This is a genomic window from Sphingobacterium sp. MYb382, from assembly GCF_037572665.1.
Taxonomy (GTDB): Bacteria; Bacteroidota; Bacteroidia; order Sphingobacteriales; family Sphingobacteriaceae; genus Sphingobacterium.
In genome coordinates this window covers 123,467-136,602 of record NZ_JBBGZT010000028.1, presented here as the reverse complement: position 1 = coordinate 136,602, position 13,136 = coordinate 123,467, and the positions used below count along the sequence as shown (strand labels likewise).

Sequence of the window (13,136 nt, the reverse complement as noted above, 5' to 3'; positions counted from 1 at the left end):
AAGATCATAAAATGTTTTACCTATTCTACGTCTAGCCATAAGGAAGGATAGAAAATAAAGTCTATTTTTACGGTGGCTTTTTGGCCTTGGAAAAAATATGAGCGAGAAGGCCCATCAATATATACTAGAACAAACCAGCATTGCGCAGCTATCGACATACACCCTGTTGAAGCATGTGCACTCGGCTTTATTTTTAGACCATAAGGATTACCTAAAGCTCGTACCGTTCGAGATCACATTAAACGAGGCTGTATTTGGACATCCCGAACATCTTCTAGACTTCCCTCCTGTTCATATTCAACAACAAAACGGACATGTCATCCTATATTGTTCGTGTACACAGTCCAAAAACAAACTTTGTGACCATCAGGCGCAAGCCCTTTTCTGTTTACTCGACAAAGAAAACTACCGTATATTCTTTGATGAAAGCTTACGCCGACGTAAATTATTGGCGGTAGCCAAAGACTATGGTCTAGAACAGGAAAATGATTTAGACACGTTCTTTTCCATCCACTATGAAGAAGGAAGAATAACCATACAGTCACAAGTTAAAGAACTATTAAAAATAGATCAGCAGCATTTCGAGCGCCATCTATTGCCTATAGAATCCAGCAAACCATACGATAGCAAGCCTACAAAAGAAGCTCCACAAACGATTTTAGTTATTGGGCGTCATCGTTATTACCAACAACTGCATATCCAATTGATGCAGGCAGAAAGAACGCTGCAAGGAGCCCTTAAGAATCCTGTGGAGCCCATCGATAGCATGTCCTTGTTATGGAAAACGCAAAACAGTGAAGCAATCAAGTTTTATACGGCCTTGTATGCCTTACAAAATCAATATACAGACTCCGAAGAGTCGCTAGACGCGAATATTTTATTGGCCATCGCCAAAAATCCGCTCGACCTACCCGTATATTTCCATGACCGTGATAAAGGAGAAAAGATAAGCAACCGTACGCTACGAAGCGCCCATCTACATGCGGTAGAAGCCACTATGGAGCTTTTTGTATTTAAGAAAGAGCCTTTCTACGAAATTACGGGCGAGCTCCATCTCGCAGGCTTAGTACTACCTTTTGCGGAGCTCGTTATCCGTTACCAAAGCCTTATCTATCATAAGGAGCACTTTTATGCACTCAACAATCCAGATGTGTTACGTGCTTTACTATTCTTCAAAGCCAACCATGAGAAGATCCTTATTCATCCCTCTAAATATGAGGTATTTATGGAGCAGGTATTAGCGCCCTTAGAAACGCATGTGCATATCCATTATCGCTATATCAAACCGGCTTCAGCAGCACAACAGGAGGCGATTTCCAACGCGATGGAATCCTTGCTTTACTTAGAGCAAGAAGGAAACTATATCGCTTTAACACCCGTCATGAAATATGGCGAACTGGAAGTGCCTGTGTATTCAAAAAAGCAACTTTACACAGCCGACGAGAATAAAAACAACGTCCATATCGCTCGGAACCTAGATGCGGAAGATCGTTTAACGAAGACCATCATGCTACAACATGATGATTTCATCGAGCAACGTAAAGAGCGTCGTTTCTTTTACTTGCACAAAGACCTTTTCTTCGACAACGACTGGTTTTTACAGGCTTTTGAGCATTGGCGCAACCAAGGCATTAGCATCCTCGGATTCAACAAAATAACGAGCAATAGCAATCCACATCCAGCGAAGATAAATATCCAAATATTAAGTGGTGAAGATTGGTTTAATATGGCAATAAAGGTTCAATTTGGGTCCCAAACGGCCAACTTAAAAGCGCTACAGCGTAGCATACGCAGGAAGCAGAAATTTGTGGAATTAGGCGATGGCACACATGGCCTCTTACCTGAAGAATGGCTGCAAAAAATAGCTGGTTATTTTCAGCGTTTCGACAGCGAAAAAGATAGTCTAAAGATTCCTAAGGTTGCTTTTGAAGACATGACAACCCTGCTAGATGAAACACTTTTAGGCCCACAATTAGTCGAAGAAGTACAAGCACTGCGCAGGGCTATGGCACAAAGTAAAGCGGCTCCTGCTGTTGCTATTCCTCAACAGCTCCAAGCGACGCTTCGTCCCTACCAGCACGAGGGTTTAAATTGGTTAGCACATCTCGACAAGCATCACTTTGGTGGCTGCCTAGCCGATGATATGGGACTTGGAAAAACGCTACAGATTATAGCTTTTATATTGTATTTAGCGGAGCATAAAAAACCTGCTGCCCCTCATCTAATCGTTGTCCCAACATCGCTACTCTCCAACTGGGAAGAAGAGCTGGCTAAATTTGCGCCGTCACTACGCTTCCAAACGTTTCACGGAGGAAGCAAAAGTAAGGAAGGCCTTCATTTAGCCGATTACGACCTCTTGTTAACGAGCTATGGAACGATTCAAGCGGACCTCAATACTTGGCAGAAGCTAAGCTTCGATTGTCTATTTTTGGATGAGGCCCAAGCGATTAAAAACCCGAGTTCACAGCGCTATAAAGCGATGTGCTCTTTAAAATCCCGCAATCGATTTACACTGACGGGAACACCAATCGAAAACAACAGTTTCGACATCTATGCGCAGCTATCCTTCTGCTGCCCTGGATTACTCGGCAACAAATCATATTTCAAAAATACCTATGCCCTACCAATTGATCGCTTTGGCGACCGCAAGCGCGCACAGGAACTACACGCAACGATAGCCCCCTTCCTCCTCCGCAGAACGAAGAATCAAGTGGCAACAGAACTTCCCGAGAAAACAGAAGTTATCCTTTACTGTGAGATGGGCGATAAACAACGTGCTATCTACGATAGATATGAGGAGGAACTACGTAATTTCGTAGCCACGATTGATGAAGATGCCATACATGAAAAGCGCCCACACGTGTTGGCAGGGCTAACACGCCTGCGCCAGCTATGTGACTCTCCTCTTCTGTTGAAAGAAGGATATAGCGGTGCCGATGCAGCTAAAGTAAGCGTCCTGATGGAGGAAATAAGCACCAAGGTAGCTGAGCACAAAATATTAGTATTTTCCCAATTTGTGGAGATGTTAGACATTATCAAAGCGGAGTTGGAACAGCAAGGCATTGGTTACGCCTACCTAACGGGACAAACGACAAATCGAGGAGACAAAGTTGATGCTTTTAAAAATCAGGATGATGTACGCGTTTTCCTTATCAGCTTAAAGGCCGGTGGTGTAGGCCTAAACCTAACGGAAGCCGATTACGTTTACCTTGTCGACCCTTGGTGGAATCCGGCCGTCGAAAACCAAGCAATAGATCGTATTCACCGTATAGGGCAAACAAAGAAAGTAATTGCTGTACGCCTAATTTGTAGTCAAAGTGTCGAAGAAAAGATGCTCAATCTACAACAGCGCAAAAAACAATTGGCACAAGACCTAATCAAGGCAGAATTAACCGGTGGCAGTTTTTCTAAGCAAGAGCTGTTGGCCTTATTGGAGCCCAGCCCTAAAAGTTAAAACACACAAAGGGTGCTTAGGTAAATTGGCGGATACTCAGCAATAAACCGTAACCAATAGCAATGCCCATGACAAAGCTGGCTAAAGTACCAAGCAGCACATATTCGGTAAACTTCGTGTCTTTAGCTTTCGCTAGATCACCAAATCGAAAGATTGATTTTGCTGCCAATAGAAAACCTATACCCGATAAAAAGCCGATCTGAATAAAAAGAACAATCAATAGCCTTTCCATAATCCCAATTAGCAAACCAGCATCAACCAATGAACTTTCGGCTTTGCTATGGAGTTCTTTCTCTTTTTCCCATTTAAAGAAGAAAAGACGCAAAACTACCGGACTAACGCAGGTAATTAATAGCAAAGCTATCAGGTAAAGCATGCTTTTCACCGAAATGAGTGCCGTCCACCAAGCTTCCGGAAATCCGTATTGATAAACAGTAATAAACCCAAGGGTAAGCAAGTGTAACACCTGGTCAATCCAGAAAATACGAAACGGTTGTCGCTGCCAGATACGCTCCATCAAAATTTTGAACGAATCGATAACGAGGTGCGCACAAACGACAAAAACAATCAGCGGCCAGCGGACATTCAATTCAGGCAAGAAAAACAAAACGAGCAATCCCGCATGCACAGCAATGTGCAGTAAAAGATAACCTACCTGTGTCTTCCTCTTCTCTACCCAGCTTCGAGGCTGGAGCAAAAAGTCTCCGGCTAAATGTGCTAAAAGTAATTTTAAAAAAAATACGATCATAGTTTCAATAATTCTGCGGTACAATAATCAAGGGCACTTTTCACGGTCGGATAAGCCGCCTTCTGTAACTCCACACTCACCTGACTTTGATATTTACGATTCAGCGACTTAGCGATTTCCACTTGATTCATCGCTGGATGTAAAAGTGAAGCCATAACGACTTCCGCCATATTGGGTGTCCAACGCAAGCTAAGCTCTATAACTAAGCTCAACATCACATGGCACAAACCATCAAACTCGACATTAGCCGATTTAATATGCAACCTCTCTTTTCCTAGAGCTTCAAAAGCTTCACCAGAATAGAGCAAAGCAGAGCCGAAACTATGCTTTACATGTAGCGCATCTACATCCTTCTCTCCTATGCCTAAGCCTATGCGAGCGTCCATTTTCACACGCATCAAAGCAGCTTTAATATAAAATATGGCGTAGAACACATCCTTCAAAGGAACTTCTGCCTGAAAGCTATCTCCTCTAAAAATATCGAATTTATTTGAATAAAGCTTCAATGCTTTTTCTAAAATAGGCATCCACAAAGAAGAATCTTCTTTTCGCGAATCAATAATATCTCCAGTTAGTACAGCAATCATAGCCTAAAATAATCAATAGCAATCTCTAAAATATTATCAAATATAATCATATTTTCTAATTATGACTAAAATCAGTCATAAATACACTTTATGACTAAATTCAATCATAAAACAACTTTATGACTAAAATCACTCATAATTATAGTTTATGAGAAAATACAATCATACAGATACCAACTCATTGACCTTTTAGAGAGTCCTCAAATACCGTGCTATTATCCGAACAAACAGTTGCATGGCGCACTCTGCAGCGTTGTAGAGCTGGACTTTTATAAACAAACGAGCTACTCTCGTTTGAAAGTAGCTCGTTTTATGTAATCCATCAATAGGCTGTCTTAAACAACGATATTGATAATCTTTCCTTTTACAAAGATAAGCTTCTTCACAGGCTTACCATCTAAGTAACGTTGTACATCTTCGTTTGCTAATACCGTTTCTTCTACGACCTTTTGATCTAAATCTAAAGCCAAAGAAAGATTCATCTTCATCTTTCCGTTTACAGAAACAGGGTAAGCAAATTCTGATTCAACCAAATAATCAGGGTTAAACGTAGGGTAAGCTGCATAAGATATTGTTCCTGCTTCATTACCCAATAACGTCCAAAGCTCTTCCGTGATGTGCGGAGCATAAGGCTGCAACACGATTAACAAATCATTTAAAATCGCACGTTTATTAGACTTCAAATCCGTCAATTCATTCACACAAATCATGAAAGCAGACACTGACGTATTGAAAGAGAATCTTTCGACATCATCCTCAACTTTTTTGATAATCTTGTGTAAAGCTTTGTATTCGGCTTTCGTTGCTGACTCCTCAGATACTTGGAAGTTTCCTTCAGCATCATGGAACAAACGCCATACCTTACGTAAGAACTTATACACCCCTTCGATACCGTTTGTATTCCATGGCTTAGCTTGCTCTAATGGGCCTAAGAACATTTCATATAAACGTAAAGTATCTGCTCCGTAAGAAGTGATAATATCATCAGGGTTCACAACGTTGAACTTAGACTTAGACATCTTCTCTACTTCAGTTCCACAGATATACTTGCCATCTTCCAACACGAATTCAGCATTAGCATAATCAGGACGTGAAGCTTTGAATTTCTCGGTATCCAATACATCATTATGTACGATATTAACATCTACGTGTAGTGCAATTGTCGTATACTCCTCTTTCAAGCCTAAAGAAACAAACTGATTTGTTCCGCGACCTTCTTCATCCAACACACGGTATACAAAGCTTGAACGACCTTGAATCATACCTTGGTTGATTAGCTTTTTGAAAGGCTCTTCTTCCTGGTGGAAGCCTAAATCTTTCAACGCTTTATTCCAGAAGCGTGAGTACAACAAGTGACCTGTAGCATGCTCAGAACCACCAATATATAAATCTACAGACTTCCAATAATCTACAGACTCTTTGGAAGCAAAAGCAGCTTCATTTTTAGGATCCATATAACGGAACCAGTACCAAGAAGAACCTGCCCAACCTGGCATTGTGCTCAACTCATACTCGTACTGATCTTGGTATTTCCAATCTGTTGCACGACCTAAAGGTGGTTCGCCGCTTTCCGTTGGTAAGTATTTATCTACCTCCGGTAATAACAAAGGCAACTCTTCCTCTTTAAGTAAATATGGTAGTCCGTTCTTGAAATAAACAGGAACAGGCTCACCCCAGTAACGCTGACGACCAAAGATAGCATCACGCATACGGAAGTTAACTTTAGCCTTTCCTAATTCCAATTCCTCTAACTTATGAATCAAAGCAGGCACTGCTTCTTCATAGGTAAGACCATTGATGAAATCAGAGTTTATATAACGACCATCTTTATTGGCATCGGCAGCCTCATCTAACACTTGGCTGTCTGAAATAGCAATAATAGGCAAGTTAAAATGCTTCGCGAATACATAGTCACGCTGATCACCAGAAGGCACCGCCATAACCGCTCCCGTACCGTAGCTTGCTAATACATAATCAGCAATCCAAATTTGTACATCAGCACCTGTAATCGGATGCTTAGCATAAGAACCTGTAAATGCTCCAGATACCGTTTTCGTATCTGCCATACGATCTAATTCGGATTTCTTAGTCGTTTTAGCACGGTAGGCATCTACTTCTACTTGCTGCTCTGCTGTTGTCAATGCATCAACCAAGTCGTGCTCTGGTGCCAATACGACGAAAGAAACACCAAAAATGGTATCTACACGCGTCGTAAACACTTCAATAGCTTGATCTAGCTGTGGTAAAGGAAACTTCACCGAAGCCCCTACCGACTTGCCAATCCAGTTACGTTGCATCTCGACTAACGGTTCTGGCCAATCAATCGTATCTAATCCACGCAACAAACGATCAGCATAAGCCGTAATACGCATCGACCATTGCATCATTTTTTTCTGCTCTACCGGGAAACCGCCACGCTCAGAAAGACCATTGATGACCTCATCATTTGCAAGCACTGTTCCTAAGGCAGCACACCAGTTCACCGTGCTCTCACGCAGGTAAGCCAGTCTATATTTCAACAACTCGCGTTGCTGTTCTTCTTCTGTAAAATGATTCCATGTTGCCGCATCAAACGTCAATACATCCTCATCACTCACACCGTTAACACTTTGTGAACCAGAAAATTTAAACTTATCAATTAAGGTATCAATTGACTCCGCTTTGTCCGTTTCTTTATTATACCAAGCGTCAAACAATTGCATAAAAATCCATTGCGACCACTTGTAGTAATCAGGATTGGAGGTACGAATTTCGCGCGACCAATCGTAAGAGAAACCGATGTTGTCCATCTGCTCGCGGTAGCGATTGATGTTTTCTTCGGTCGTAATAGCGGGGTGTTGTCCTGTTTGAATTGCATACTGCTCTGCAGGAAGTCCAAACGAATCATATCCCATCGGATGCAACACATTGAATCCTTTGAGTCGCTTATAGCGCGCAAAAATATCAGATGCTATGTAGCCCAGCGGGTGGCCCACATGGAGTCCAGCACCCGAAGGGTACGGAAACATATCCAGCACATAATACTTTGGTTTCTCAGTCGACTCCGACGGCTTAAAAGTTCCGTTCTCTGACCAAAACTTTTGCCATTTTTTTTCTAAAGAATGATGATTGTATTCCATTTTCTATCCTGTTCTGCTAATCACAAAGAGATGCGAAAATAGCGATTTTTAGTACAAAAAAGACACAAAAGTTTTATATTAAACAATAAATTGCCGACATTGTAAGTTAAATAGCGTAGAGATCTTATTTTCTTATCGAAGATATTACTTGAAAATAGTTTCTTAAATGCTCTTTATTATTTACTTTCGCAACAAATAACACGTTACTACAACTTATGTCGGCTCACGAAAAAAGTTCATCAACAAAAAAAACAAAATCTGTATACGTTTCCACGGTTATCAGTATAGCTTTAGTGCTACTAATGACAGGGTTATTGGGTTTAATTTTAGTTCATGCTAAGAATCTCTCCAAATACGTTAAAGAAAACATCGTTCTCAATATCATCGTCAATGACAATGTAAATGAAGGAGATGTAATCGCTATGCAGAAGGATTTAGAAAAAAACCCTTATGTATTGCGCACAGAATACATCAGTAAAGAATTAGCTGCTAAAAACCTACGGGAAGATTTAGGCGAAGACTTCGTTGAATATTTAGGACATAACCCTTTATTACCTTCGGTTGATGTATATCTTAAAGAGCAATACGCAAACATAGATAGCATTCAAAACTTCACACAGAAGGTATCTAAAAACAGCAAAGTCAAAGAGATTATTTATCAAGAGTCATTGATTGATATGGTTAACAAAAATATCCGTATCATCAGTATGGTTGTGTTAGCCTTCACGGTTGTCCTATTGATTATCGCTGTAGCCTTAATCAACAATACCATCCGTTTAGCTATTTATTCGCAGCGTTTCTTGATTAAGAGTATGCAGCTGATTGGTGCTACACGTAACTTCATCCGTAAGCCTTACCTCATGTATGGTATTTTCCACGGCTTGTTGGGTGCACTAATTGCCATCCTACTATTAATTTTCACACTTCAATTTGCACAACGCCAAATCCCTGACTTGGTATTCCTACGTAACTGGTACGAGTTTGGGGCTATCTTTGTCGTTGTTGTAGCATTAGGAGTATTAATCGCAGGATTCAGTACGTACTTTGCCGTAACGAAATACTTACGTGCTAAATCACATAGCTTATACCGTTAATTAAGTAACCTAAATTCAGACATGTCACAATACACAAAAAGAACAGAGTCGGCGAAAGCCAACACAAAAATCAGTTTGGGATTTGCCAAAATAAATTACCAAATTTTTATTGTTAGTATCTTAGTCGTAGCCTTAGGTTTTATCTTAATGATGGGTACCGAAGATATTTACAGCTTCACCAAAATCACCCTAGCACCGTTGGTTGTATGCCTTGGATTTGCCCTAGGATTTGTTGCTATTTTATATAAGCCTAAAAACAAAAATTAACAGTACGAATGACCTATTTTGAGGCTATTGTTTTAGCAATTATTGAAGGATTAACGGAGTTTCTTCCTGTATCATCTACAGGCCATATGATTATCGGTTCCGCTCTTATGGGCATGGAACCTACGCCTTTCTTTAAATTATTTACGATTGTTATCCAGCTAGGAACGATATTATCGGTCTTAGTTTTATATTTCAAACGTTTCTTTAAGTCCTTCGACTTCTACTTTAAACTTATTGTAGCAGCTATTCCTGCTTCTATTTTAGGTTTGCTATTAAACGATTTTATCGACTCCTTATTAGAAAGCCCACTTAACGTAGCTATTATGTTGGTTGTTGGTGGTGTTATCTTATTATTTGTCGACAAATGGTTTAATAAACCTACCGTAGAAAGCTCGGATGATATAACCTACAAGCAAGCTTTTACGATTGGTTTATACCAATGTTTGGCGCTTATCCCTGGAACGTCGCGCTCGGCGAGTACCATCGTTGGTGGTATGACGCAAAAGCTGACGCGTAAAGCGGCGGCAGAGTTCTCCTTCTTCTTGGCATTACCTATGATGTTTGGCGCCTCTGTAGTGAAGCTATACAAGTTCTTTAAAGAAGGACATACCTTCTCGGGTGAAGAAGTAAACCTTTTGATTTTTGGAAACATCATCGGTTTTATTGTGGCTATTATCGCCATTAAAACCTTTATTAATATATTGACCAAATATGGATTTAAAGCATTTGGTTGGTATAGAATTGTGGTAGGATTAGTGATTATTGGATTAATGTTGAGCGGACATAGTCTGCAAATTATTTAAATGACGAATTTAGAAGAAGTACAGCATCCTGCTTTCCACTTTGCGGAAGGCGAAATGCTATTAGTCGACAAGCCTTTGACTTGGACAAGTTTTGATGTGGTAGGTAAGCTTCGTAACACGATGAAACCTCTGAAACTTAAAGTAGGACATGCCGGCACCTTAGACCCCTTAGCAACGGGTCTTTTGATTATATGCACCGGCAAGATGACAAAGCAAATTGACTCTTTCCAAGCAGAAGATAAAGAATATACAGGTTGCATTACCTTAGGTGCTACAACACCTTCGTTCGACTTGGAAACGGAAATCGACCAGACCTTCCCTTACGAGCATTTAACGGAAGCTGAAATACGCCAAGCTGCAACCACCTTTGAAGGAGATATCGAACAATATCCTCCTGCTCACTCGGCCATAAAAATCAATGGTGAGCGTATCTACGAAAAGGCACGCCGAGGGGAAGAGGTAGAATTGAAGAAGCGTAAAATTACCGTCAATTACTTCGTAATCGAAAAAATTGAAGGGCCGAATGTTTATTTTCGTATAGGCTGCTCGAAAGGAACGTATATCCGTTCTATAGCGAGCGACTTTGGTAAAGCTTTAGGTATCGGCTCTCACTTGAGTGAATTGCGCAGAACCAAAAGCGGCGATTTCAATGTAGACAATGCATGGAAATTGGAAGAACTTATCGCAGAGATAAGAAAACAAAAAGAAATTAACGAATTATAGCGCTTATCTGGCAGTCCCGATATGAAAATATATAGAAGTTTAGATGAGTTTAAGCCTTTAGCAAATGCTGTTGTTACCATTGGAACCTTTGATGGTGTACACATTGGGCATCAAAAAATCTTAACGAAGGTACAGGAATGTGCTAAAGAAACTGGTGGAGAAACAGTCTTATTGACCTTCTTCCCCCACCCTCGCCTAATTATCAATCCGAATGATGATAGTCTACGCCTAATCAACGATATTGAAGAAAAAGCACACCGCTTGGGATTAGCCCATATCGACCATCTGATTATCACTCCTTTCACGCGTGATTTTTCCAACCTTACCCCTGAAGAATACATTAGTGATGTTTTGGTCGGTAAATTAGGAACTAAACAGATTGTTATTGGTTATGATCACCACTTTGGTAAAGACCGTAAAGGATCAATCAAAGATCTTAAGCACTACGCTAAGATATACGACTATTCTGTTGCACAAATCGCAGAGCAGGATATTGAAGATGTAGCGGTTTCATCTACACGTATTCGCGAGTCTTTGATAAAAGGTGATATTGAAACAGCCAATAAGTATTTAGGTTATCCTTTCGAGTTGACGGGCACCGTAGTTCGTGGTGATCAAATCGGTCGTGAAATTGGCTTCCCTACGGCGAACCTTAATATTCACGAATCGCATAAGCTTATCCCTGCTTACGGTATTTATGCCGTTGAGGCGGAGATATATCCTAACGTCCCTTCTATCGAGAGCGGCCCTTATAATCAGCCAGAGCCAGAATGTGTAGCCCGTGGTATGGCTTATATCGGAACGCGACCAACAGTAGATGGTATGACTAGAAAAATAGAAATCAACTTATTGGACTTCCATGATGATATCTATACTAAAACCATTCGTGTTAAATTTTTAAAATTTATCCGTCACGATAGTTGGTTTGAATCGTTGGATGCCATGAAAGAGCAAATCAAGAAGGATGAGATTGAAATAAGAAACTTTTTCGAAGTTTAAAATAAAGTCTCTACGATACACAAAAAGCCAAACATAGCTAAGCATATTGCTTAACATGTTTGGCTTTTTTTTGTGCCTAAACAAACGAAATAACCGTTAGCTTCGACTTATCTTTTCACGGGAGAGCCGTACAAAAATGTATCTAACTCTTCGCAGTAGTATTGATTATTATTTAGTTCCTTAACGACGCTTTCGGAAATATTCTTCTTTGATTCAACACGGAGAACACGGTCCTCATCAGTGAGATCCAAGGTCGCAATAAACTTCACTCCTAAATTTTTCAAAATTTGAAAAATAGACAGCTTATCTTCCTTTGAATGAGCTGCAGTTTTAAAAACAGAAACAAACATATCTATAAAGCTTAATTATCGTAAATTAATAAGGTTAAAGGTCTTTATTTACGGTAAAAAAAGCAAAGACTTCAAAGGTGAAACGGACAAAATTCGGGGTGAAATGTACAGATATCAAGAGCTGGCTATCCGATTCAAAAAGTCAATATCGGATTTTCGTTTTTATTGGGTTACAACAAGAAAATTAATTGGCTAAGCAAAGCAGAACTTAGTCCGACGTTTTACTATGCGCGAGCCAACGTAAGAAGTTTTTCGCTTTTTCACGACTCACATATATTTTACTAGCATAGCTAATGTGAAGATCAATGACAAGCTTGCGCGCTAACGTATAACTGGCATGCTGGACAATTTGTCGCGCCAATAAATGCTGCCGGTTGGCACGATAGAAATCGCCGCCAAGCTGCTTCTCTAATTCATCCAAGGTTTTCATAACCAAGAAATCCTTGCCCTTAAACGTCTTTATAAAAACATTCTCCAGCTCGATATAACAAAGTGCAATATCAACAACCTCTACAGGGATGATACGATCTTGCTGATGTACCAATACGGCGCTTGCCTTGGGATGTACCTGCGCGAGTAGGTCTTGGTAAAAGGAAGATGATATTTCGGGCGTCTCGACCTCCTTACGCAGTGCCTTTTGGAGATTGAAGTACTTCTCCATGGTGGCAGCTATCGACTGCGTAGAGATGGGCTTCATAATATAGTCGATACCATTCGTCTTAAATGCGGGAAGCAGATAAGCGTCATAAGCCGTACAAAAAACAATGGGTATACGTAAGGAAATTGAGTTGAAGATTTCAAAACTTATTCCATCACCAAGTTGAATATCAGAGAATATTAAATCTACATGTGGGGCATCTTGAAAATAGGTCAAAGCCTCCTCTACCGAATGTAAACAGGCCAAAATATGAATAGATGGCACTACCTCAACCAAGGTTTGCACCAAGTCTTCTGCGGCTAATTCTTCATCTTCGATAATAACAACATTCATC

11 protein-coding genes are annotated in these 13,136 nt (G+C 40.4%); 6 read left to right on the top strand and 5 right to left on the bottom strand.

All coding sequences use genetic code 11. From position 1 onward, the window contains the following. Nucleotides 1-97 precede the first annotated feature (97 nt). A complete protein-coding gene (locus WH223_RS14985) occupies nucleotides 98-3,454 on the top strand; it encodes a DEAD/DEAH box helicase (RefSeq protein WP_340048563.1) in 3,357 nt (1,118 codons plus the stop codon). Nucleotides 3,455-3,470: 16 nt separating this feature from the next. On the opposite strand, the gene WH223_RS14980 is transcribed toward WH223_RS14985, so the two are convergent. The 3 genes from WH223_RS14980 to leuS form a co-directional block, all read right to left on the bottom strand. Next, nucleotides 3,471-4,202 carry a DUF3307 domain-containing protein gene (locus tag WH223_RS14980; RefSeq protein WP_340048562.1) on the bottom strand — a complete coding sequence of 244 codons (732 nt, stop codon included), beginning with the start codon at nucleotides 4,200-4,202 and terminating at the stop codon, nucleotides 3,471-3,473. Beyond that, nucleotides 4,199-4,789: a hypothetical protein gene (locus WH223_RS14975; protein ID WP_340048561.1), complete on the bottom strand. Its 591-nt coding sequence runs from the start codon at nucleotides 4,787-4,789 to the stop codon at nucleotides 4,199-4,201. The genes WH223_RS14980 and WH223_RS14975 overlap by 4 nt, the downstream gene beginning before the upstream one ends. Nucleotides 4,790-5,124: 335 nt before the next feature. Further along, nucleotides 5,125-7,908, bottom strand: coding sequence for a leucine--tRNA ligase (gene leuS, locus WH223_RS14970; RefSeq protein WP_340048560.1), 2,784 nt, complete (start codon nucleotides 7,906-7,908; stop codon nucleotides 5,125-5,127). 215 nt (nucleotides 7,909-8,123) lie between these two features. Between leuS and WH223_RS14965 the strand changes: the two genes are divergently transcribed. From WH223_RS14965 to WH223_RS14945, 5 genes are read left to right on the top strand one after another with little or no spacing between them, the layout of a single operon-like run. Then, nucleotides 8,124-9,002, top strand: a complete 879-nt coding sequence (locus tag WH223_RS14965; protein ID WP_340048559.1) for a cell division protein FtsX — start codon at nucleotides 8,124-8,126, stop codon at nucleotides 9,000-9,002. Between the two features lie 21 nt (nucleotides 9,003-9,023). Then, nucleotides 9,024-9,269, top strand: coding sequence for a DUF3098 domain-containing protein (locus tag WH223_RS14960; protein WP_340048558.1), 246 nt, complete (start codon nucleotides 9,024-9,026; stop codon nucleotides 9,267-9,269). An 8-nt stretch (nucleotides 9,270-9,277) separates the two neighbouring features. Then, entirely contained in the window at nucleotides 9,278-10,072 is a 795-nt protein-coding gene (locus WH223_RS14955) for an undecaprenyl-diphosphate phosphatase (protein ID WP_340048557.1), read from the top strand. After that, the gene (gene truB, locus WH223_RS14950) at nucleotides 10,073-10,795 is read left to right on the top strand and encodes a tRNA pseudouridine(55) synthase TruB (protein ID WP_340048556.1); all 723 of its coding nucleotides are present in this window, start codon (nucleotides 10,073-10,075) and stop codon (nucleotides 10,793-10,795) included. A gap of 21 nt (nucleotides 10,796-10,816) precedes the next feature. Continuing rightward, nucleotides 10,817-11,794, top strand: coding sequence for a bifunctional riboflavin kinase/FAD synthetase (locus tag WH223_RS14945; protein WP_340048555.1), 978 nt, complete (start codon nucleotides 10,817-10,819; stop codon nucleotides 11,792-11,794). A gap of 107 nt (nucleotides 11,795-11,901) precedes the next feature. On the opposite strand, the gene WH223_RS14940 is transcribed toward WH223_RS14945, so the two are convergent. Next, nucleotides 11,902-12,144 (bottom strand): hypothetical protein, encoded by a 243-nt coding sequence (locus WH223_RS14940; protein ID WP_340048554.1) that lies wholly within the window; start codon nucleotides 12,142-12,144, stop codon nucleotides 11,902-11,904. Nucleotides 12,145-12,352: 208 nt separating this feature from the next. Then, nucleotides 12,353-13,135: a LytR/AlgR family response regulator transcription factor gene (locus WH223_RS14935; protein WP_340048553.1), complete on the bottom strand. Its 783-nt coding sequence runs from the start codon at nucleotides 13,133-13,135 to the stop codon at nucleotides 12,353-12,355. Nucleotide 13,136 lies beyond the last annotated feature (1 nt).

Bases quoted from the DNA above. Each gene is read 5' to 3' on its own strand.
- WH223_RS14985 (WP_340048563.1), top strand. From the start codon at position 98: ATGAGCGAGAAGGCCCATCAATATATACTAGAACAAACCAGCATTGCG.
- WH223_RS14975 (WP_340048561.1), bottom strand. From the start codon at position 4,789: ATGATTGCTGTACTAACTGGAGATATTATTGATTCGCGAAAAGAAGAT.
- WH223_RS14980 (WP_340048562.1), bottom strand. From the start codon at position 4,202: ATGATCGTATTTTTTTTAAAATTACTTTTAGCACATTTAGCCGGAGAC.
- truB (WP_340048556.1), top strand. From the start codon at position 10,073: ATGACGAATTTAGAAGAAGTACAGCATCCTGCTTTCCACTTTGCGGAA.
- WH223_RS14965 (WP_340048559.1), top strand. From the start codon at position 8,124: ATGTCGGCTCACGAAAAAAGTTCATCAACAAAAAAAACAAAATCTGTA.
- WH223_RS14955 (WP_340048557.1), top strand. From the start codon at position 9,278: ATGACCTATTTTGAGGCTATTGTTTTAGCAATTATTGAAGGATTAACG.
- WH223_RS14935 (WP_340048553.1), bottom strand. From the start codon at position 13,135: ATGAATGTTGTTATTATCGAAGATGAAGAATTAGCCGCAGAAGACTTG.
- WH223_RS14940 (WP_340048554.1), bottom strand. From the start codon at position 12,144: ATGTTTGTTTCTGTTTTTAAAACTGCAGCTCATTCAAAGGAAGATAAG.
- WH223_RS14945 (WP_340048555.1), top strand. From the start codon at position 10,817: ATGAAAATATATAGAAGTTTAGATGAGTTTAAGCCTTTAGCAAATGCT.
- leuS (WP_340048560.1), bottom strand. From the start codon at position 7,908: ATGGAATACAATCATCATTCTTTAGAAAAAAAATGGCAAAAGTTTTGG.
- WH223_RS14960 (WP_340048558.1), top strand. From the start codon at position 9,024: ATGTCACAATACACAAAAAGAACAGAGTCGGCGAAAGCCAACACAAAA.